The 21,510-nt window shown below is 64.5% G+C and carries 19 protein-coding genes; 9 read left to right on the top strand and 10 right to left on the bottom strand.

Features of this window, described 5'->3' with window-relative positions:
- Positions 1-7: 7 nt before the first annotated feature.
- The 4 genes from G4G71_RS25720 to glpK all read right to left on the bottom strand — a co-directional run bounded on the left by G4G71_RS25720 (position 8) and on the right by glpK (position 6,745).
- Positions 8-2,491: an autotransporter family protein gene (locus tag G4G71_RS25720; protein WP_169941232.1), complete on the bottom strand. Its 2,484-nt coding sequence runs from the start codon at positions 2,489-2,491 to the stop codon at positions 8-10.
- A 120-nt stretch (positions 2,492-2,611) separates the two neighbouring features.
- On the bottom strand, positions 2,612-4,153 hold the full coding sequence (gene glpD / locus G4G71_RS25715; RefSeq protein WP_169941230.1) for a glycerol-3-phosphate dehydrogenase: 1,542 nt from the start codon (positions 4,151-4,153) through the stop codon (positions 2,612-2,614).
- A 143-nt stretch (positions 4,154-4,296) separates the two neighbouring features.
- On the bottom strand, positions 4,297-5,052 hold the full coding sequence (locus G4G71_RS25710; RefSeq protein WP_169941228.1) for a DeoR/GlpR family transcriptional regulator: 756 nt from the start codon (positions 5,050-5,052) through the stop codon (positions 4,297-4,299).
- A 178-nt stretch (positions 5,053-5,230) separates the two neighbouring features.
- On the bottom strand, positions 5,231-6,745 hold the full coding sequence (gene glpK, locus G4G71_RS25705; protein ID WP_169942801.1) for a glycerol kinase GlpK: 1,515 nt from the start codon (positions 6,743-6,745) through the stop codon (positions 5,231-5,233).
- 172 nt (positions 6,746-6,917) lie between these two features.
- Here glpK and ybaK point away from each other — a divergent pair, with 172 nt between their 5' ends.
- The 3 genes from ybaK (at position 6,918) to G4G71_RS25690 (ending at position 9,300) form a co-directional block, all read left to right on the top strand.
- Positions 6,918-7,388, top strand: a complete 471-nt coding sequence (gene ybaK / locus G4G71_RS25700; RefSeq protein WP_169941226.1) for a Cys-tRNA(Pro) deacylase — start codon at positions 6,918-6,920, stop codon at positions 7,386-7,388.
- Positions 7,389-7,472: 84 nt separating this feature from the next.
- Positions 7,473-8,258 (top strand): PhzF family phenazine biosynthesis protein, encoded by a 786-nt coding sequence (locus G4G71_RS25695; RefSeq protein WP_169941225.1) that lies wholly within the window; start codon positions 7,473-7,475, stop codon positions 8,256-8,258.
- Positions 8,259-8,343: 85 nt separating this feature from the next.
- Positions 8,344-9,300: an electron transfer flavoprotein subunit alpha/FixB family protein gene (locus tag G4G71_RS25690; protein WP_169941223.1), complete on the top strand. Its 957-nt coding sequence runs from the start codon at positions 8,344-8,346 to the stop codon at positions 9,298-9,300.
- Here the strand turns inward: G4G71_RS25690 and G4G71_RS25685 are convergent.
- Positions 9,297-10,358, bottom strand: a complete 1,062-nt coding sequence (locus G4G71_RS25685; RefSeq protein ID WP_169941221.1) for an ABC transporter ATP-binding protein — start codon at positions 10,356-10,358, stop codon at positions 9,297-9,299. The two genes, G4G71_RS25690 and G4G71_RS25685, sit on opposite strands and share 4 nt — an antisense overlap.
- Positions 10,359-10,378: 20 nt before the next feature.
- Positions 10,379-11,296 (bottom strand): ornithine carbamoyltransferase, encoded by a 918-nt coding sequence (gene argF / locus G4G71_RS25680; RefSeq protein WP_169941219.1) that lies wholly within the window; start codon positions 11,294-11,296, stop codon positions 10,379-10,381.
- 314 nt (positions 11,297-11,610) lie between these two features.
- Between argF and G4G71_RS25675 the strand changes: the two genes are divergently transcribed.
- From G4G71_RS25675 to G4G71_RS25665, 3 genes are all read left to right on the top strand, one after another.
- Positions 11,611-13,704 (top strand): molybdopterin oxidoreductase family protein, encoded by a 2,094-nt coding sequence (locus G4G71_RS25675; RefSeq protein WP_169941217.1) that lies wholly within the window; start codon positions 11,611-11,613, stop codon positions 13,702-13,704.
- 135 nt (positions 13,705-13,839) lie between these two features.
- On the top strand, positions 13,840-14,166 hold the full coding sequence (gene grxD / locus G4G71_RS25670) for a Grx4 family monothiol glutaredoxin (RefSeq protein ID WP_024765398.1): 327 nt from the start codon (positions 13,840-13,842) through the stop codon (positions 14,164-14,166).
- Positions 14,167-14,230: 64 nt separating this feature from the next.
- Positions 14,231-15,394, top strand: a complete 1,164-nt coding sequence (locus G4G71_RS25665) for an MFS transporter (RefSeq protein WP_169941216.1) — start codon at positions 14,231-14,233, stop codon at positions 15,392-15,394.
- 48 nt (positions 15,395-15,442) lie between these two features.
- Here the strand turns inward: G4G71_RS25665 and bfrB are convergent, their stop codons facing one another.
- The 4 genes from bfrB to pyrC all read right to left on the bottom strand — a co-directional run bounded on the left by bfrB (position 15,443) and on the right by pyrC (position 18,439).
- Positions 15,443-15,919: a bacterioferritin BfrB gene (bfrB, locus tag G4G71_RS25660; RefSeq protein ID WP_017521012.1), complete on the bottom strand. Its 477-nt coding sequence runs from the start codon at positions 15,917-15,919 to the stop codon at positions 15,443-15,445.
- 218 nt (positions 15,920-16,137) lie between these two features.
- Positions 16,138-16,353, bottom strand: a complete 216-nt coding sequence (locus tag G4G71_RS25655; protein ID WP_169941214.1) for a bacterioferritin-associated ferredoxin — start codon at positions 16,351-16,353, stop codon at positions 16,138-16,140.
- Positions 16,354-16,715: 362 nt separating this feature from the next.
- Positions 16,716-17,396 carry a ribonuclease T gene (gene rnt / locus G4G71_RS25650; protein ID WP_169941212.1) on the bottom strand — a complete coding sequence of 227 codons (681 nt, stop codon included), beginning with the start codon at positions 17,394-17,396 and terminating at the stop codon, positions 16,716-16,718.
- Positions 17,393-18,439 (bottom strand): dihydroorotase, encoded by a 1,047-nt coding sequence (gene pyrC, locus G4G71_RS25645; protein ID WP_054908856.1) that lies wholly within the window; start codon positions 18,437-18,439, stop codon positions 17,393-17,395. Before pyrC ends, rnt begins: the two co-directional genes overlap by 4 nt.
- A 126-nt stretch (positions 18,440-18,565) precedes the next feature.
- Between pyrC and G4G71_RS25640 the strand changes: the two genes are divergently transcribed.
- From G4G71_RS25640 to gloA, 3 genes are all read left to right on the top strand, one after another.
- Complete coding sequence (locus G4G71_RS25640; RefSeq protein WP_169941210.1) at positions 18,566-19,585, top strand: flagellar protein MotY; 1,020 nt, start codon at positions 18,566-18,568, stop codon at positions 19,583-19,585.
- 133 nt (positions 19,586-19,718) lie between these two features.
- On the top strand, positions 19,719-20,936 hold the full coding sequence (locus G4G71_RS25635) for an argininosuccinate synthase (RefSeq protein ID WP_054908855.1): 1,218 nt from the start codon (positions 19,719-19,721) through the stop codon (positions 20,934-20,936).
- Between the two features lie 154 nt (positions 20,937-21,090).
- Positions 21,091-21,483: a lactoylglutathione lyase gene (gene gloA / locus G4G71_RS25630; protein ID WP_169941208.1), complete on the top strand. Its 393-nt coding sequence runs from the start codon at positions 21,091-21,093 to the stop codon at positions 21,481-21,483.
- Positions 21,484-21,510 lie beyond the last annotated feature (27 nt).

The raw sequence follows: 21,510 nt of genomic DNA, 5'->3' as shown, positions 1-21,510 counted from the left end.
ACTGACCTCAGAAGTCATATCGCAGGCGCGCCTCTAGGTTATGGCCGTTGAAGTTGTTGCTGCCTTCGTAGCGATAGCCGCCTCCCAGACTCACCGCGCCCAAGCGATAGTCGAGCCCCAGGGCAGCTTCATAACTATCGCGAGACTGGCGTACACCTGTGGTTTCGAAGTCGCCTCCGCCGATCAGAAAGCTACTAGTGGTGGACGTGCGGTCACCAATCAGATCGTGCCAGGCCATGAGCGACGCCTCCGGTACCAGTTGGCCCTTCCCGGCAGGCAGCGCGCCAGCTACTCGCAACCCGGCGCCGAGTTCGCCGCGCTCGTAACGTTGGCTATTGACTTGAAGCGCCGCGCTGGAGCCACTCTCGTCGTAGTTGTCCAGCCGGACATTGCTGTAGCGCGCTCCCACTCGCGGCTCAAGAACCAGCCCGTGAGCCAAGGCAAAATCATACCCGGCCAGAAGGCTCATTCCGGCCAGTTTGCCGTGATAATTACCCTTGGCGCGGGTATCTGCGATGTAACGCTTGCTGTGGTTTTCGCTCCAGCCATAGGAGAGGTTGGCGTCGACGAAGTATCCTCCCTGCTGGTAGCTGCCATAGAGCGTTAGTGCGTTGCCGTCGATGTCGGTCTTGTTGCCGTTGTGGCTCTTGACGTTCCCGTCCATGTAGCCATATGCCAGTCCGGCAATCAGGCCGGGGGCCAGGACGGCGTCCGCCCCTGCGGCAATGCCGCTCGCGTTCATATCGAAGCCAGTGATGTCCTGGCGCCTGCCCTGGCTGCCGTGGCCGTCAAGCCCCTGAACCCAGACTCCACCCTTATCAAGGTTGTCGCGGAGTTGACGCAATGCCATACCGCGCTGGCGGACGGCGTTTTCCATTTGCCGCTGCTGGGAGATGGCCGCTGCATTGGCCCCTCCATTCACCTCGGGATAGAGTGACTCGGCGAACTTGGCGATCTGCCGGGCGTCCGAATTTGCAATCTGCTCGAAGATTGGGTCGGTGGGCAGAAGTTTGTCTATCTGACCAGAGAGCTCGCCAATGGCGGTCTGCGCATCCACGCTGGCGCCCTCCTCGGCGACTACTTTGCCGGCATCTTCGCCGGTGATGGCTCGCAGGTTGGCGACCAGGGTGTTGCCTTCGAACTCATGGCTATTGACTGTAAGTAGCGCGGAAGTACTGGCGACTGACAGCTCACTGGCGGTGATGGGAACCTGTACCGTTTGTTGGTCCAACTGGTACCAGCGGTTGGCGCTGATCAATTGATATCGCTGGTCGCCCTGGGTGCTGAAGTCGTTGGGTTTGGGTGTGAGCAGAATTCTGCTGCCCGGATCCACCTCCGCCTCGCCGGTAACCTTCAGAATCGGCCGGTTCTGCTCGGTGGCGCGGCTCAGCGTCAGCTCCATTTCGCTGCCGATCAGCTCCAGGTTGCCTTCCAGCACGGTGTGGGGCCGTAGCAGCGTCAGGCGGCCGCCGCCGAGTTCGAGGTAGCGAGTCTGGATCAGCGCGGAGTCCATGGACACGTTGCCATACACCTCGGTGACCCACATGTTACGGATATCGCCTTGCACTGCACCGCCATCGAAGCTGGCAAGAGTGCCTCCGCTGGCTGTTGAGTCCGGCGAGAAGTTACCTAACAGGGCGATCTGTCCTCCCGCGGTCAGACCGTCCTCCTGTGTGTAGTGGGCGCTGGTCTGGGATAGATCGACAGCAGTACCGTCCGCCTGAATCAGGCCGGCGTTCTCGACCCCCAATTCTGATTCCACTTTCAGGGCAATCGAGCCTTGGCCCTTGGCGCTGATGGTGCCGCTGTTGTAGAGGACATTGTTTGACGTGTTGAGGAAATTGTTGCCTTGGCCAAACAGCATTGCGACGCTGCGCGCGCCATCGGCGCTGATGGTGCCGCTGTTGCTGAAGGAGTAGAGCTTGCTGTTCTCAATGACCAGGTTCTGGAAATCATCCCCTTGGGAGTGGATGACTCCGCTGTTTTCGAAGCCGCCCCCCAGGGTCGACTCATCGATCAGCAGGTTGTAGTTGTCGAGGGTGGGGGAGAGGGCGCCCAGCGTGTTGCTCTGGCTGATCGTACCCTGGTTGCTGAACTTGCCGCTGATGTTGGCTTGCCCCACATAGACGGTGGCATCGGCGATGTTGCTGGCTTGCAGCGATCCCGCCTGAACGAAGTCGCCCTGGATGCTGGTTGGTGCGCTGTTTCGTGACTGGAGGTAGAACGCGCCATTGCCACTGATGGTCCCGGCGGTCGGGCCGCTCACTGTCACCGTGGCGTAATTGTTCAGACCGCCCTGAAAGGTGCCGGTGGCAGATATCCAGGCGGTGAGCAGCGGCTCGGTGGTGTGAGCCTCGCCAACCAGGTCGATCGGGTTGGTATAGGTATCTGCCAACTGCAACGGATTGCCGATGACGGAAAGGCTCTCGGCGCAAGCCTGGTCGGCCATGATTGAAGCAATAACGATAGCGAGACGGTGTCGGGTCGACATGTAACCTCCTGGTTGTTGGGGCTATCCCTGGAAAAGGCAGGAGGCTACGGCGATTCAGGTGGGGGAAATATCAGTTGCGTCCGAAAACGTTGTAGTTAACGGGTGATCGTTGGCGTCGTCTTATGCAATAGACGCACTCGGCAGAGCAGGGCTTTCGTGTGTCAGATAGCGCTGCAATTGGTGTTGCTGTTGAGCATTGAGGAACAGCCCGAGCTTGGTGCGGCGCCAGAGGATGTCGTCGGCGTCGCGGGCCCATTCCTCGCGGACCAGGTATTCCACTTCCCGCGCATAGAGCCCGGCGCCCAGGTGTTCGCCCAGTTCGCTGAGGTTGTGCGCGCCGTCGAGCAGTCGCCAGATGCGGCTGCCGTAGGTGCTGGCCCAGCGGCGGGCGAGGGCCGGGTCGAGCTGGCGCAGGCGCTCCATGAGCTGGATAGCCAGGTCTTCCACCGTGGTCATGGCTTCGCCGCCGGGCAGCGGGGCACTGGCGGTCCAGCTCGCTTTCATCACGCCGGCGAAGTGCGGCGCCAGCTGTTCCAGCGCGGCCTCGGCAAGCTTGCGGTAGGTGGTCAGCTTGCCGCCGAACACCGAGAGCAACGGCGCTTCGCCGGGGGTGTTGTCTAGCGCCAGGGTGTAGTCGCGGGTGACCGCGGACGGATCGTCGGACTCGTCGTCGCACAGCGGGCGCACGCCGGAGAAGGTGCGCAGGATGTCCTGCCGGCTCAGTTGGCGCTTGAAATGCGCATTGACCACGTTGAGCAGGTAGTCGGTCTCGGCTTCGCTGATGCTGATCTGCGCCGGGTCGCCCTGGTACTCGCGGTCGGTGGTGCCGATCAGGGTGAACTGGCGCAGGTAGGGAATCGCGAAGACGATGCGCCGATCCTCGTTCTGCAGGATGTACGCGTGCTCGCCGTCATACAGGCGCGGCACGATCAGGTGGCTGCCCTGGATCAGGCGGATGCCGTAGGGCGGCTTCTGGCGCAGTTCCTCGCGCAGGAAACGGTCGACCCAGGGGCCGGCGGCGTTGACCAGCGCGCGGGCGCGGATCGAGTAGAGGCTGCCGTCGCGGCGTTCCAGGTGCAGATGCCACAAACCCTTGCTGCGCCGTGCGCTGACGCAGCGGGTGCGCGGGTGGATATGCGCCCCATTCTCGCGGGCGGCCATGGCGTTGAGCACCACCAGGCGGGCGTCGTCCACCGAGCAGTCGGAGTATTCGAAACCGCGGGTGATCTCGGCCTTGAGCGGGCTGTCGATACCGAAGCGCACGCCACGGGATGCCGGCAGCTTCTCGCGCTTGCCCAGGTGGTCATAGAGGAACAGGCCGGCGCGGATCATCCAGGCCGGGCGCAGGTGCGGGCGGTGCGGTAGCACGAAGCGCAGCGGATGGACGATGTGCGGAGCCTTGGCCAGCAGAACCTCGCGCTCGGCGAGGGCTTCGCGGACCAGGCGGAATTCGTGGTGTTCCAGGTAGCGCAGGCCGCCGTGGATCAGCTTGCTGCTGGCGGAGGAGGTGTGGGCGGCGAGGTCGTGCTGTTCGCAAAGGAACACCGACATCCCGCGCCCGGCGGCGTCCGCCGCGATCCCCGCGCCATTGATGCCGCCGCCGACGACGGCCAGGTCATAGACTTCGGCAAGGGGCGCGTGGCGCTTGCTGGTGGAATTCATGGGACCGCCTGGGTGTTGAAAGTGAATCTTTTATGTTCGTTTTCGAAAATATCCTAGATCAGTGAACGAAACATGACCAGCCTTTGGCGCGAATTCGCGCAGGCATTCGTCTAAATGTTCGAAAGTGAAATGACTGCGAAGTCTCAGACCAGCTCGAGCTGAACCTTGTGCTGGCTCATCAGGCGCGCCACGGCGGCGGGCGGCGGGCTGTCGGTGAAGACCCGGTTGACCAGGGAGATCGGACCCAGGCGCACCATGGCGTTGCGGCCGAACTTGCTGGAGTCGGCGGCGAGGAACACCTGCCGCGCGTTATCGATGATGGCGCGGGAGACGCGCACTTCCTGGTAGTCGAAGTCCAGCAGGCTGCCATCTTCGTCGATGCCGCTGATGCCCACCACGGCGAAGTCGACGCGAAACTGCTCGATGAAATCCACTGCCGCCTGCCCGACCACGCCGCCGTCGCCGCGCACCGTGCCGCCGGCGATCAGCACTTCGAAATCATCCTTGCCGGCAAGGATGCTGGCGACGTGCAGATTGTTGCTGATGACCTTCAGGTTCCGGTGGCCGAGCAGGGCGCGGGCGATGGCTTCGGTGGTGGTGCCGATGTTGATGAACAGCGAGGCATTGTCCGGAATCTGCGCGGCAATGGCTTCGGCGATGCGCTGCTTCTCGTCGCGCATCTGGTCGGCGCGGGTGTTGTAGGCGGTGTTCTCGATGCTCGAATCCCAGGCCGCGCCGCCGTGGTAGCGGCGCAGCAGGTTCTGTTCGGCGAGCTGGTTGATATCGCGGCGGATGGTCTGCGGAGTCACGGCGAACTGCTGGGCGAGCTCCTCGATACTCAGGTAACCGCGTTCGCGGACCAGGTCGAGGATGCTTTGCTGGCGGGGTGGCAGGTTCATGCGCTGTGCTCGTGCGGATGGGCCGGGAGGGCAAGGATGCCGCACGAAGTCGGCGCTGTCATGCGACACGGGCTTTACCTGTAGGAGCGAGCTTGCTCGCGAACCCCGCCGGGTACTGTGGAATCAAGCGCTTCGCGAGCAAGGACTGGGCGTCCCCCTCGGTCCTACAGAAGAGCAGTCAGTCTTCGGCGGCCCAGCCGCGGGTGCGCTCTACGGCTTTTTGCCAGCCCTTGTATAGTCGCGCGCGCTCGGCCTCGTCACAGGCCGGCTGGAACACCCGCTCGATCACCGCCTTGTCCTTAAGCTCCGCAAGGCTGCCCCAGAAGCCGCAGGCCAGCCCCGCCAGTACGGCGGCGCCCAGCGCCGTGGTTTCGCGCATCTGCGGACGCTCCACCGGAGTGCCGAGGATGTCGGCCTGGAACTGCATGAGGAAGTTGTTGGCCACCGCGCCCCCATCCACGCGCAGGGCGCGCAGCGGTTCGCCGGCGTCCTGCTGCATGGCGTCGAGCACGTCGCGGGTCTGGTAGGCGATGGATTCCAGGGTGGCGCGGATCAGGTGATCGGCCTTCACACCGCGGGTCAGGCCGAACAGGGCGCCGCGGGCATACGGGTCCCAGTAGGGCGCGCCGAGGCCGGTGAAGGCGGGGACCAGATAGACACCGTTGCTGTCCTTCACCTTGGTGGCGAAGTACTCCGAATCGTGGGCATCGTTGATCACCTTCAGCTCGTCGCGCAGCCACTGCACGGTGGAACCGCCATTGAACACGGCGCCTTCCAGCGCATAGGCGACTTCGCCGTGCGGGCCGCAGGCGATGGTGGTGAGCAGGCCGTGGGTGGATTTCACTGCCTTGGCGCCGGTGTTCATCAGCAGGAAGCAGCCGGTGCCGTAGGTGTTCTTGGCCTGGCCCGGCTCCACGCACATCTGGCCGAACAGCGCGGCTTGCTGGTCGCCGGCGATCCCGGCAATCGGCGTGCGGTGCACACCCAGGCCGCCGACCTTGGCGTGGCCATAGACCTCGGAGGAGGCGCGCACCTGCGGCAGCATGGAGCGCGGCACGTCCAGCGCGGCGAGCAGGCGCTCGTCCCAGTCGAGCTTGTGGATATCGAACATCAGGGTGCGCGAGGCGTTGGTGTAGTCGGTGACGTGCACTTCGCCTTCGGTGAGCTTCCAGATCAGCCAGCTGTCGACCGTGCCGAACAGCAGCTCGCCACGCTGCGCGCGTTCGCGGGCGCCGTCGACGTTGTCGAGGATCCACTTGAGCTTGGTGCCGGAGAAGTAGGGGTCGATGACCAGCCCGGTCGTGTCGCGGATGTGCTGCTCCAGGCCGTCGCGCTTGAGTTGTTCGCAGATCGCCGCGCTGCGCCGGCACTGCCAGACGATGGCGTTGTGGATCGGCCGGCCGCTGGCCTTGTCCCACACCAGCGTGGTTTCGCGCTGGTTGGTGATGCCGATGGCCGCCACCTCGGCGACGCTGATGTTGGCCTGGGCGAGCGCCTCGACCAGGGTCGAGCTCTGGGTCGCCCAGATTTCCATCGGGTCGTGCTCGACCCAGCCCGGTTGCGGGTAGATCTGCGCGAACTCGCGCTGGGCCACGCTGACCACGTTGGCGTCGTGGTCGAAGATGATGGCGCGCGAGCTGGTGGTGCCCTGGTCGAGGGCGACGACGTATTTCTTGTTCTTCAGGTCGGTCATGCGGGCGGCCTTGTGCGGATTCCGTTCGGCAGTCCCGGCCACGCGGGCCGGAAGGTGAATGGCGCAGACCATACGGGATTCGTCCGCATCGGTGAAGCGAACACCGTGCAGTGCAGCACGCCTTGGCTTACTGTTATGCGCTGGAAAGCCGCTTGCGAGAAGCCCGCCGATCATGACCCCCGCCATCGACCTGCTGAAGAAGAATCGCGCCGAACACCGCGTGCTGAGCTATGAGCACGACCCCAAGGCGCCGTCCTATGGCCTGGAGGCCGCCGAGAAACTCAATCTCGATCCGGCGCGCGTATTCAAGACCCTGCTCGCCGCCAGCGAAAAGGGCGAGCTGCTGGTCGCCGTGGTACCGGTCGTAGGCACGCTGGACCTGAAAGCGCTGGCCCACGCCGCGGGCGTGAAGAAAGCCGACATGGCCGATCCCCATGCCGCGCAGCGCGCCACCGGTTACCTGGTGGGCGGCATCAGCCCGCTGGGGCAGAAGAAACGCTTGCGTACCTTCATCGACGAATCCGCCCAGGGTTTCCCGACTATCCACGTCAGCGCCGGCCGTCGTGGACTGGAAGTGGAACTGAGCGCCGACACCCTCGCCGGGCTGACGTCGGCGACCTTTGCCCCCATCGGTCGGGGTTGAGCGAACGACTGTCTGGTCGCTTCTGTACGGTTCGTCGTTCATCGGCTTCTGTCATGCTCGGACATCACTTTTCAGGAGACTGCCATGCTGCTCGATTTCCACCAGGTAGACGCTTTCACCGACCGCCCGTTCGCCGGCAACCCGGCCATGGTCTACCGCCTCGATGCCTGGTTGAGCGACGAACTGATGCAGCAGATTGCCGCCGAGCACAACCTCTCGGAGACCGCCTTCCTGGTGAAGGAGCCCGCCGGTTGGCGCATCCGCTGGTTTACCCCGACCGCCGAAGTGCCGCTCTGTGGCCACGCTACCCTGGCCAGCGCCCACGTGCTGTTCGAAGTGTTCGACGAGCCGGGTGAAGTGCTGGAGCTGAACTCCCTGTCCGGGCCTCTTCGTGTGACCCGTGAGGAAGGCCGGCTGGCACTGAACTTCCCGGCGCAGCCGCCGAGCGAATCCGGCTCTACGGTGGAGTTGCAGAACGCGCTGGGCGTCGACGTGGTGGACGCACTGAACACCGCCAACCACCTGCTGGTGTTGCTGGAGTCGGAACAGGCGGTGCGTGACTGCCAGCCCGATTTCGCTGCTCTCGCGCGCCTGCCGTACCTGGGCGTGATCGTCACCGCGCGCAGCGACGACTACGACTTCGTTTCGCGCTTCTTCGCCCCGGCCATCGGCCTCAACGAAGACCCGGTGACCGGCGCCGCCCACTGCGTGCTGATCCCTTACTGGTCGCGCCGCCTGAACAAGCTGCAGATGCGCGCCTTCCAGTCTTCCGCGCGCGGCGGCGAGCTGTGGTGCCGTCTGGAGGGCGAGCGCGTCAGCATCGCCGGTTACGCCCGTCTGGTGGCCAGCGGTCGTCTGCTGGTTGTTTGATCTGTGACCGGGGGGCTTTGCGCTCCCTGGCCTAGGCTTGTTCCCATTGGCTGCCGCGTACCCGGCGCGGCTCGGAGGCAGGCCCATGGCAATCCTGGTCATCGCTGACTACCACACCCACTCCGGTTCCTCCGTCCTGGCGCCGGCAACACTGAACGCCCTGGCGGCCGCCCGGCAGATCGGCAGCGAGGTGCATCTGCTGCTGGCCGGCAGCGGACTTGCCCAGCTGTGCGAGTATGCGTGCCGTATCGAGGGCGTCACCCGCGTGCTGCAGGTGGATGATCCGATCTACGACCACCTGCTGGCGGAGAACCTCTCTGCGCTGGTCATTCGACTCGCTCCTGACTACAGCCACGTACTCGCGCCCGCCACGGCGATGGGCCGCGACTGCCTGCCGCGCATCGCCGCGCTGCTGGACACGGACGCAGTTTCCGATGTCATCGCCGTGATCGACGGCGAGACCTTCCAGCGCCCGATCTATGCCGGCAATGCCATCGCTACCGTGCGCTGCGAGGGTCCGCTGAAGGTATTGGGGGTCCGCGCCACGGCGTTCGACCCGGTTCGCGCTGAAGGCGGCAACGCCGAGCTGGTGGAGCTCGTCGGGGCTGGCGATCTCGCGCTTTCATCATGGCGGGGCGAAGAACATCCGGATTTCGAGCGGCCCGCGCTGGAGTCCGCGCGCGTGATAGTCGCTGGCGGTCGCGGGCTGCAAACAGCGGAAGGATTCGCGGCGCTCTATCCCCTGGCGGATCGCCTGCACGGCGCCGTTGGCGCTTCGCTGGCGGCAGTGGATGCGGGTTTTGCACCGGCGGAGCTGCAGATTGGCCAGTCAGGACGCATCGTCGCGCCGGAGCTCTATCTGGCCGTAGGGATTTCCGGCGCGGTTCAGCACGTGGCCGGCATGAAGGACGCGAAGGTCATCGCCGCGATCAACCTCGATCCGGACGCACCGATCTTCGAGATCGCCGACTACGGACTGCAGGGCGATCTGTTCGAGTTGCTGCCGGAGCTGCTGCGCGAACTGGATCGCACGCTCGGCTAGAGCGCCACGCTGCCCTGGGCCGGGAACAGCACCAGATGCTCGGCGGCGACACCGATTCCCACTTCATCCCCCGGCTGGTGATCGGCGTGGCTGGGGAAGAGTGATTCCAGCTCGGTGCCGGTCGGCAATTGCAGGCGATAGAGCGTCGCCGCGCCGAGGAAAGATTTGCCCACGATTCGCGCCTTCAGCGCACCATTGGCGGCCGGCACCAGGTCATCCGGGCGCAGCAGCACGTCCACCGGGCTGCCATCGGGCAGGCTGTAGGCGCGGTTGCCGCGCAGCAGGCCCAGCTCGGTCTGTACCGCATCGGTCCCGCACATCTGTCCGCGAATGAAATAGCCCTGGCCGACGAAGCTGGCGACGAAGGGCGTCTGCGGCTCGTGGTAGAGGTTGAACGGGGTGTCCCACTGCTCCAGCAGGCCGTTGCGGAATACACCGACGTGGTCGCTGACGGCGAAGGCTTCTTCCTGGTCGTGAGTGACCAGAATCGCGCTGGTGCCGCGGGCCTTGAGAATGTCGCGCACCTCGTGGCTGAGCTGGCGGCGCAATTCCACATCGAGGTTGGAGAAGGGTTCATCCAGCAGCAGCAGTTGCGGCTGCGGCGCCAGCGCTCGGGCCAGGGCCACGCGTTGCTGCTGCCCGCCGGAGAGCTCGTGGGGGAAACGCTGGCCGAGGCCGTCGAGCTTTACCAGCTCCAGCAGCTCACCGACGATGCGCTCGCGCTCGGGGCTCCTGCGGATGCCGAAGGCGATGTTGTCGGCCACCGACAGGTGCGGGAATAGCGCGTAGTCCTGGAACACCATGCCGATCCGGCGCTTCTCCGGTGACAGGGTGAAGCCGGGGCGGGAAATCACTGCGCCGCCCAGTTCGATACTCCCGCCCTGCACCGGCTCGAAACCGGCGATGGCGCGCAGGGTGGTGGTCTTGCCGCAGCCCGAGGGGCCAAGCAGGCAGCCGATGTCGCCGGCGTTCAGGTGCAGGCTGACGCCTTGCACCACACGCTGCTGTTCATAGCCACAGGAAAGGTTGTCGAGGGTGAGCAGCAGCGGTTTGGTCATCGGGCTCGAAACAGGAGGGCTCAGGCGTAATGCGCGTGCTCGACCAGCAGTTCGAGCAGGGCTTTCTGGGCGTGGAGACGGTTTTCCGCCTGGTCCCAGGCCACGGAGCGCGCGTCGTCCAGCAGATCTTCGCTGATCTCTTCGCCACGGTGGGCCGGCAGGCAGTGCATGAATAGTACATCCGCCGCCGCGGCATCGAGCAGTGCACGTGTTACCTGATATGGCTGGAACAGGCGCAGGCGCGCGGCCGCTTCGTCTTCCTGGCCCATGGATGCCCAGACGTCGGTGCTCACCAGATGTGCGCCGGCGACCGCTTTACGCGGGTCGCGGAAGATCTTCACGCGCTCGCCGGCCTGCTCCATCAGGGCGGCGTTCGGCTCGTAGCCTTCCGGGCAGGCCACATTCAGCTGGAAGTCGAAGCGGATCGCCGCCTCGATGTAGCTGTTGCACATGTTGTTGCCGTCGCCGATCCAGGCCACGGTCTTGCCGGCGATGCTGCCGCGGTGCTCATGGAAGGTCTGCATGTCGGCCAGCAGCTGGCACGGATGCAGGTCGTCCGACAGGCCGTTGATCACCGGCACGCGGGAGTTTTCGGCGAACTCGATCAGGTTGCTGTGGGCGAAGGTGCGGATCATCACCGCATCGACCATCCGCGACATCACCCGCGCGGCGTCGGCAATCGGCTCGCCACGGCCCAGCTGGGTATCGCGCGGGGAGAGGAAGATGGCCTGGCCGCCGAGCTGGATCATGCCGGCTTCGAAGGAGATCCGCGTCCGGGTCGAGGCCTTCTCGAAGATCATGCCCAGCACTCGATTTTTCAGCGGTTCGTAGAGCACGCCTCGGTCGCGCAGGTCCTTCAGCTCGGTGGCGCGGCGGATCAGACCGAGCAGTTCTTCGGTCGTGTAATCCAGCATCGAGAGGAAGTGACGTGCGCTCATGGTTCGTACCTACTACTTATTCTCAGAATCAGGCCGAGGTACCGACCGGCTTTCGTGAGAAAAAACGGGCTGAACCTGCGGCGGGACCGCATGGAGCGGAAAATGGGGGAAGGCGCGATCCTATAAGGAAATGACGGATCTACGCAAGTTTCGCCCGGAAGGCCCGTCGGGCGGGGCTTCACCATGGTCGTTCCTGATGCCGCGCAATTCACCCGACGGAAGCTGGTGGTGCTCCGCAATGCCAGGATTCATAGTGCTTTCGACCCCGCGACCGGCCCCATGAGGCGCCGGCGACAACAAGAACGAGGCGAGCCATGAGCAAGACCCTCCACCACCGTGCGTGCCATCTGTGCGAGGCCATTTGCGGCCTGACCATCGAGACCGAGGACGAGCGCATCCTGTCCATCAAGGGCGATGCCCAGGACAGCTTCAGCCGCGGCCACATCTGCCCCAAGGCGGTGGCGCTGCAGGATATCCAGAACGACCCGGACCGCCTGCGCCAGCCGGTGCGCCGCGTCGGCAATGAGTGGCAGCCGATCGGCTGGGACGAGGCCTTCGAACTGGTGGCCACGCGCCTGGCGGAGGTCCGCGAGCGTCACGGCAACGACGCCGTGGCCGTGTACCAGGGCAACCCCAGCGTGCACAACTACGGGCTGATGACCCACAGCAACTACTTCCTCGGCCAGTTGAAGACCCGCAACCGCTACTCGGCGACCTCGGTGGACCAACTGCCGCATCATCTGGTCAGCCAGCAGATGTTCGGCCATGGCCTGCTGATCCCGATTCCGGACATCGACCACACCGACTTCATGCTGATCCTGGGCGGCAACCCGTTGGCGTCCAACGGCAGCATCATGACCGTGCCAGACGTGGAGAAACGTCTGAAGGCCGTGAAGGCGCGCGGCGGCAAACTGGTGGTAGTCGACCCGCGTCGCACCGAGACTGCGGCGATTGCAGACCAGCACCTGTTCGTCCGGCCCGGCGAGGACGCCGCGCTGTTGCTGGGCATCCTCGACACGCTGCTCAACGAAGGGCTGACCCGCGACGCTTCGTTGCCGGTCAACGGCCTGGATGCGGTACGCGAGGCGCTGGCGCCATTCAAGGTCGAAGCCATGGCCACGCGCTGCGGCGTGCCGGCCGACGATATCCGCCAGTTGGCGCGGGAATTCGCCGCCGCCGACAAGGCCGTCTGCTACGGGCGCATGGGCGTTTCCACCCAGGTTTTCGGAAGCCTCTGTCAGTGGCTGGTGCAATTGATCAACCTGGTCACCGGCAACCTCGACCGCGTCGGCGGCACCCTGTGTACCACGCCGGCAGTGGACCTGGTGGCGACCACGGCGGGCGGCGCGTTCAATCGCTGGCAGAGCCGTGTGTCCGGCCTGCCGGAATATGGCGGCGAGCTGCCGGTGGCGGCGCTGGCCGAGGAGATGCTCACCGAAGGCGAAGGGCAGGTGCGTGCGCTGGTGACAGTGGCGGGCAACCCGGTGCTGTCCACGCCCAATGGCCGCCGCCTGGAGCAGGCGCTGGATGGTCTGGAGTTCATGCTCAGCGTCGATCTGTACATCAACGAAACCACCCGCTATGCCGACCTGATCCTGCCGCCCACCGCGCCGCTGGAGCACGATCACTACGACACCACCTTCAACGTATTCGCGGTGCGCAACGTCACTCGCTTCAACGAGGCGATCCTGCCCAAGCCCGAGGGTGCGTTGCACGATTGGGAAATCTTCGTCGGGCTGGCCAAGGCCTATGCCGCACGCCTGGGCACCGAGCTGAAGCCGACCATGGCGCCGGAACAGATGATCGAGATGGGCCTGCGCTTTGGGCCCTACGGGGACGCCAGCGAGCACAAACTGAACCTGACTCGGCTGCGCGAGCATCCCCACGGGCTGGACCTCGGGCCGCTGCGGCCGAACCTGGCGCCGCGGCTGAAGACGGCCAGCCACAGCATCGAGGCGGCGCCGGAAATCTTCCTCAATGACCTGCGCCGCTTCGCCGATACCCAGTCGCCGGCCATTGACCAGTTGCTGCTGATCGGTCGCCGCCATGTGCGCAGCAACAACTCGTGGATGCACAACTATCACCGCCTGGTGAAGGGCAAGCCGCGGCACCAACTGCTCATGCACCCGCAGGACCTCGCCTCGCGCGGGCTGGTGGACGGGCAGAAGGTACGTGTGCGCTCGCGGGTCGGCAGTATCGAGATCGAGGTGGCGGCCAGCGACGAAATCATGGCCGGGGTCGTCAGCCTGCCCCACGGCTGGGGGCACGCACGGCCGGGTGTGCAGCTGTCGATTGCCCGTGAGCAGGGCGGCGCCAGTGCCAACGACCTCACCGACGAACGTCATCTGGATGCGCTCTCCGGCAACACCGCGCTCAACGGCGTGCCGGTGGAAGTCGAAGCCGCCTGACAGGCTGTCGCAAGGCATCTGCAAAGCCGAGCGTAGCGCTCGGCTTTGCAGTACAATGCGCGGTACCGTGCCGGCCAGCGCCATCCGAGGAGGCAGCTGCCGGGTCAGTATCTGATAGTTCAGCCGAGGAAGTTCATGGATATCATCGATACCATCAAAGAGCAGATCGCCAATAACCCCGTACTGCTGTACATGAAGGGTTCGCCGAACGCTCCCCAGTGCGGTTTCTCGTCCCGCGCCGCACAGGTGCTGATGGCTTGCGGCGAGAAGTTCGCCTACGTGGACATCCTGCAGAATCCGGAAATCCGCGCCAACCTGCCCAAGTACGCCAACTGGCCGACCTTCCCGCAACTGTGGGTCGGTGGCGAGCTGGTCGGCGGCAGCGACATCCTGGCCGAGATGTTCGAAAAGGGTGAGCTGCAACCGCTGATCAAGGACGCCGTAGGCAAGGCCAACGCCTGAGTCTTTCGTGCTGTCGCACAAAGCCCCGCCTTGGCGGGGCTTTGTTTTTGGGAAGAAATAAAGGATGAGTGAACAATCACGGGCCAACGCCGCACGCTGGGCATGTGGTTACTGCTTCGCCATGGGTGGCATGGTGCATGGCAGCCTGATGGGCCGGGTGCCGGCGCTGAAGAACATGACTGGCGTGGACGAGCAGCAACTGGGCCAGGCGTTGCTGGGCGCCGGAGTGGGCGCGCTGCTGGCATTTGTTTTCGCCGGGGCATTGGTGCGGCGTCATGGTAGCCGGGCGATCACGGTGGTTTCCGGACTGGCGCTGATGGCTTGCTTCCCATTGCTCGGACTGGCGCCCAACGTCTGGTACCTGGCGGCTGGCCTGCTGCTGGTTGGCCTGACCTTCGCGACCATGGACGTGGCCATGAACACCCAGGCGGTAGAAGTGGAGCGGCGCCTTGGCCGGCCGTGCATCTCCAGCCTGCACGGCATGTACAGCCTGGGCGGACTCACCGGCGCCATCGGAGCGGCGATCTTTGCCGGCATGGCGCCTGTCTGGCACTTCACCCTGCTGGCCGTCATTGCGGTGGCGATCCTGCCGTTCTTCGCCCGTCATCTGTTCGAAGGGCGCCCGGAGCCCACGGAGGAGGAGGCGCCAGCCCAACGTGGCTGGCGCCTGCCGCCACCGGCACTGTTAGGTCTTGGGGTGCTGACGCTGTGCGCGTTCGTTTCCGAAGGTGCGGTCGCCGACTGGGGCGCCCTGCTGCTGCACCAGGTCATGGGAGCATCGGAGCGAGTGGCAGCACTGGGCTTCGCGGCGTTCTCCGCGACCATGGTGCTGGGGCGTCTTTTCGGTGACCGTCTGCGCGTGCGCTTCGCCGACGAGGCGCTGGTGCGCAACCTGGCACTGCTGGCCATCGCGGGCATGTTGCTGGCGCTATTCAGCCCGTGGATTTCCGGCGCGATTGCCGGTTTCGCCCTGGTGGGCGCGGGGTTGTCGGTGGTGGTGCCGATCCTGATCGGCGCGGCAGGCAACCGGCCGGGCGTCGAGCCTTCGCGCGGCGTGGCGGCGGTGGCGTCGTTCGGCTATGGCGGCTTGTTGCTGGGCCCGCCGCTGATCGGCTTCCTCGCCGAGCACGTGGGGCTGCGCCTGTCGCTGCTGGTGGTGATCGGACTGTGCGCTGGCCTGGTATTCAAGGCCGGACTGGTGCGGCGTCCGCCGAAGGCGAGCGGCTAGAAGGGAAGGGCACCGGCGTCCACAACAGCGCCGGTGCCTTTTGCCTGATCAGTCGTCTTCGTGCATGTGCGACTGCAGGTAGTTTTCCAGACCGACTTTCTGGATCAGGCCCAGCTGGGTTTCCAGGTAGTCGATGTGCTCTTCCTCGGACTCGAGGATGTCCTTGAGCAGGTCGCGGCTGACGTAGTCATGCACGCTTTCGCAATGCACGATGGCGTCGCGCAGGTCCTTGCAGGCCTTGAGTTCCAGGTTCAGGTCGCACTGCAGCATTTCCTGGGTGTTCTCGCCGATCAGCAGCTTGCCCAGGTCCTGCAGGTTGGGCAGGCCTTCGAGGAACAGGATGCGTTCGATGAGTTTGTCGGCGTGCTTCATCTCATCGATGGACTCGTGGTACTCGTGCGCGCCGAGGCGCTTCAGGCCCCAGTCGTTCCACATGCGCGAGTGCAGGAAGTACTGGTTGATGGCGATCAGCTCGTTGCCGAGGATCTTGTTCAGATGCTGGATGACTTTCTTGTCGCCTTTCATGCCGGGGTCCTGCCGTGTGGAGTGGGAGAGATTGAAATTCTCGCCCCCTTATAACCACATGTCAAACATAAGTGCTTGAATTTGTTATAAAAAGGAATATGAATGCGAATGTTTTAATTCCGCATCCCGGCGCTAAATCCCTGAATTTCAGGCATAAAAAAACCGGGCCAGTGCCCGGTTTCTTCGGAATTCCTGCTGAACTGATCAGCGGTATTTTTTCAACTCGCCGCGTAGGCCAGGTTGTAGTTCATGCTCTGGGCGCTTTGCAGTTCGCCGAGCGTATCGCGTACCACCTGCTTGGCGAGGCAAGCGCACTTGCCGCACTGGGTACCGACGCCGGTGCACTCGCGCACTTCGCGGTAATTGCAGGCGCCGTCGTAGATCGCATCGCGGATCTGGGTATCGGTAACACCGTTGCAGAGGCAGACGTACATGGTTGCACTACAGTCGCTGTGGGGTTGTTGGAAGCGATACTAATAATAATGAGAATGATTGTCAAAAGTTCCCGAGTACGCATCCAGGCTGTCTGACAAATGGTCATTGGGTTCAATGACTTAGCGTCCAGCCCGCGTGGATTGCGGGCTGCGCGCAATAGGTGCTGGGAGCGACGTGCTTTTTGCAGGAGCGAGCTTGCTCGCGAACAGGGCCAGTTATGGCGCCAATCCCGCCTGTCAGGCATCCGAAGACGCTGGGGTTCGCTAGCAAGCTCGCTCCTGCAGGTACGGCAGGGTGTTGATGCAGGCTCCATGAAAAAGCCCCGCAAGTGCGGGGCTTTTTCATGGAGCGTTGAAGCCGATCAGTGATCGTCTTCCATCCAGCCGCCGAACTCCTTCCAGCGGTTGACGATGCCGCAGAACAGCTCGGCGGTCTTCTCGGTGTCGTAACGGGCCGAGTGCGCTTCGCGGTTGTCGAACTCGATACCGGCGGTCTGGCAGGCTTTCGCCAGGACGGTCTGGCCGTAGGCGAGGCCGGCGAGGGTCGCGGTGTCGAAGCTGGAGAACGGGTGGAACGGGTTGCGCTTCACGCCGCTGCGGTTGACTGCGGCGTTGAGGAAGCCCAGGTCGAAGCTGCTGTTGTGGCCGACCAGGATCGCCCGCTTGCAGCCGTTGGACTTCAGCGATTTGCGGATGCCGCGGAAGATCTCGGTCAGTGCCTGTTCTTCTGGCACGGCCATGCGCAGCGGGTGGTCCAGCTTGATGCCGGTGAACTCCAGCGCGGCCTGCTCGATGTTGGCGCCTTCGAAGGGCTCCACACGGAAGAAGTAGGTGTGCTCGGGGAACAGGTAGCCGCTTTCGTCCATGCCGATGGTGACGGCGGCGATTTCCAGCAGCGCGTCGGTGCTGGCGTTGAAGCCGCCGGTCTCGACGTCCACCACGACCGGCAGGTAGCCACGGAAGCGGCGTGCCATCGGGTGGCGCGGGCCCGGCGGGAAAGAACCGTCGAGTTCTTCTTCGAAGATTTCGTTCTCGTCACTCATGCCACGGTCTCCAGCAGGCGCCAGCGCAGTTTCTCGCCGGCACGCAGCGGGACTACATCGAAGTCGCCGAACGGCAGGGCCGCCGGCGCTTCCCATTCTTCACGCACCAGGGTGATGCGGTCGCTGTTGCGCGGCAGACCGTAGAAGTCCGGGCCGTGCAGGCTGGCGAAGCCTTCCAGCTTGTCCAGTGCATTGCGTTGCTCGAAGGCTTCCGCGTACAGCTCGATGGCGGCGTAGGCGGTGTAGCAGCCGGCGCAACCGCAGGCGGCTTCCTTGGCGTGACGCGCGTGGGGTGCCGAGTCGGTGCCGAGGAAGAACTTCGGGCTGCCACTGGTGGCAGCATCCAGCAGGGCTTCCTGGTGGGTGTTGCGCTTGAGGATCGGCAGGCAATAGAAGTGCGGGCGGATGCCGCCAACCAGCATGTGGTTGCGGTTGTACAGCAGGTGGTGCGCGGTGATGGTGGCGCCGACGTTGGCCGGGGCGGCCTTGACGAAGGCGGCGGCATCGCCGGTGGTGATGTGCTCGAAGACCACCTTCAGGGTCGGGAAGCGCTCGACCACGCGGGTCAGGTGTTCGTCGATGAAGCGCTTCTCGCGGTCGAACACGTCGACTTCTGCGCGGGTCACTTCACCGTGCACCAGCAGCGGCAGGCCGACTTCGGCCATGGCTTCGAGGACGTGGAAGATGTTGTCGACGCTGGTCACACCGGAATCGGAGTTGGTGGTGGCGCCGGCCGGATAGAGCTTGGCGGCGTGCACGAAGCCCGAGGCCTTGGCGGCGCGGACTTCCTCGGCGCTGGTGCGGTCGGTGAGGTAGAGCACCATCAGCGGCTCGAAGCGGCTGCCGGCCGGACGGGCAGCCAGGATGCGCTGGCGGTAGGCGTCGGCTTCGGCGGCGTTGCGTACCGGCGGGACCAGGTTCGGCATGATGATGGCGCGGCCGAAGGTGCGGGCGGCGTCGCCGACGGTTTGCGCGAGTGCGGCGCCGTCGCGCAGGTGGATGTGCCAGTCGTCGGGGCGCAGGAGTGTCAGGCGGTCGGACATGCGGATTCCAGGGGTGCGGTTGCAGCGGGAAGAGGGTGAAATGCTACCGGAAAAGGCCGCCGCCGGCACTCGCTATCAAGTTTTGCCGAGGCTGACCGATAGAATCTGGGACGCCTATTTGCCTGTATGGATGCCACCGTGCGCCAGCCTTCCCTTCTCCTGCTCACACTTTGCGCCAGCCTGCCGGCCTGGGGGCTGACGTTCCAGCCGCGCCTGGAAAGCGCCCAGTGGACGGTGGCGGGCGATCAGTTCGAGTGCCGGCTGTCGCAGAACGTGGGCGGTTTCGGCGTGGGCGAATTCGTCTGGCGGGCCGGCGAGCAGCCGACCTTCCGACTCAAATCCCAGCAGGGCTGGCTGGGCACCGGTTCGGCGACCCTTTTGGCCGCCGCGCCGCCGTGGCGGCCGGGGCAGGGCGACCTGAACCTAGGTTCGGTGAGCGTGAGTTCCGGCGAAGTGCCGTTCAACAGCACCCAGCAACAGGCCGGGCGCCTGCTCGGTGGATTGCTCGAAGGGCGTACCCCGGAAGTTCGTCATCGCACCCGTACTGGCGAGAATCTGCTGGTGCGCTTGCTGCCGACGCGTTTCGCCGATGGCTATGCGCAGTTCCAGGACTGTTCGACGAAGATGCTCCCGGTCAACTTCGACCAGGTGCGCCAGAGCCAGGTCGGCTTCCCGGACGGCGGTACCGAGGTCGACCCGCTGGGGCGCGCCAAGCTGGACATCATCCTGCAGTACTTGAAGGCTGACCCGACGGTGAACCGCATCGAGCTGGACGGCCACTCCGACAACAGCGGCAACCGCCTGGCCAACCGCGAGGCTTCGCGCCGTCGCGCCATCGCGGTGATGGAGTACCTCAAGGCCAACGGCCTAGCCGAATCGCAGATCACCGTGCGTTTCTACGGCGAGCGCTATCCGCTGGTGAAGAACAATTCCGCCGCCAACCGTGCGAAGAACCGCCGGGTGACGGTCAATCTGTCCCGCGAAGCGGTAACCGAAGAAGCTCCGGTCGCGCCCGCCGAGGCGCCCGTGGCGCCTGCCGCACCCGCTCCCTCCGTGCCCGCGTCGGCCACCAGCGTCCCGACCCAAGGCGCGCCCTCGACGCCTGCCGCGAACGCCGCCACGCCACCCGCTGCACCCAAGGGTTGAACCTGCGGCGGCGGGTCGCACCGACGATAGTATTTGTCGCTTTGTCGTCAAAAGCTGTCGCCCCTCTGTAAATTATCCTGGGCGGGCAGTAGAATCGGTCCCTTTCGTGACAACCCCCGTGGAGTTGAGTGGCATGGCGGACGTGAAGAAGGTAGTCCTGGCGTATTCCGGTGGCCTGGACACCTCCGTGATTCTGAAGTGGCTGCAGGATACCTATAACTGCGAAGTAGTGACCTTTACCGCTGACCTGGGTCAGGGCGAGGAGGTCGAGCCGGCCCGCGCCAAGGCCAAGCAGATGGGCGTGAAAGAGATCTTCATCGAGGACCTGCGAGAAGAGTTCGTCCGCGACTTCGTCTTCCCGATGTTCCGTGCCAACACCGTCTACGAAGGCGAGTACCTGCTGGGTACTTCCATCGCTCGTCCGCTGATCGCCAAGCGCCTGATCGAGATCGCCAACGCCACCGGCGCTGACGCCATCTCCCATGGCGCCACCGGCAAGGGCAACGATCAGGTTCGCTTCGAGCTGGGCGCCTACGCGCTGAAGCCGGGCGTCAAGGTCATCGCTCCCTGGCGCGAGTGGGACCTGCTGTCCCGCGAGAAGCTGATGGACTACGCCGAAACCCACAACATCCCGATCGAGCGCCACGGCAAGAAGAAATCGCCGTACTCCATGGATGCCAACCTGCTGCACATCTCCTATGAAGGCGGCGTGCTGGAAGACACCTGGACCGAGCACGAAGAGGACATGTGGAAGTGGACCGTCTCCCCGGAGAAGGCTCCCGACACCGCCACCTACATCGAGCTGACCTATCGCAAGGGCGACATCGTTGCCATCGACGGCAAGGACATGAGCCCGGCGCAGGTACTCACCGAGCTGAACCGCATCGGCGGCGCCAACGGCATCGGCCGTCTCGACATCGTCGAGAACCGCTACGTCGGCATGAAGTCCCGCGGCTGCTACGAGACCCCCGGCGGCACCATCATGCTCAAGGCGCACCGTGCCATCGAGTCGATCACCCTGGACCGCGAAGTCGCTCACCTGAAGGACGAGCTGATGCCGCGCTACGCCAAGCTGATCTACACCGGCTACTGGTGGAGCCCGGAGCGCGAGATGCTCCAGCAGATGATCGATGCCTCCCAGGAACACGTGAACGGCGTCGTGCGCCTGAAGCTGTACAAGGGCAACGTCATCGTGGTCGGCCGCAAGTCCGACGACTCGCTGTTCGATGCCAACATCGCGACCTTCGAGGAAGACGGCGGCGCCTACAACCAGGCCGATGCTGCTGGCTTCATCAAGCTCAACGCGCTGCGCATGCGTATCGCCGCGAACAAGGGCCGCAAGCTGTTCTAAGCGACCTATGTAGGAGCGAGCCAGCTCGCGTAGCTTTTGCTTTTTGCGCGATTCGCGAGCAAGCTCGCTCCTACAGAAAACAACAATCCCCGGCCACGAGCCGGGGTTTGTGTTTATAAGCCCGCTATCCGGGCACCTGATGAGGAAAGAACCGATGAGACTGCTGCACACCATGCTGCGCGTCGGCGACATGGACAAATCCATCGCCTTCTACACCGAAGTCCTGGGCATGACCCTGCTGCGCCGCAAGGATTACCCGGACGGCCAATTCACCCTGGCCTTCGTCGGCTACGGCAGTGAGGACGAGAACAGCGTCATCGAGCTGACCTACAACTGGGGCGTGGACAAGTACGAGCTGGGCACCGGTTACGGCCACATCGCTCTGGAAGTGGCCGACGTCTACAAGGCCTGCGAAGACATCCGCTCCCGCGGTGGCAAGATCACCCGCGAGCCGGGCCCGATGAAGCACGGCACCAGCATCCTGGCCTTCGTCGAAGACCCGGACGGCTACAAGATCGAGCTGCTGAGCCCCCAGCGCAAGGACTGACTTGCCGCTCTGAAGGAACCCCGCCTG

It is taken from the genome of Pseudomonas multiresinivorans (genome assembly GCF_012971725.1).
GTDB lineage: Bacteria > Pseudomonadota > Gammaproteobacteria > Pseudomonadales > Pseudomonadaceae > Pseudomonas > Pseudomonas multiresinivorans.
The sequence above is the reverse complement of the archived record's forward strand: the minus strand, read 5'-3'. Positions and strand labels throughout refer to the sequence as shown.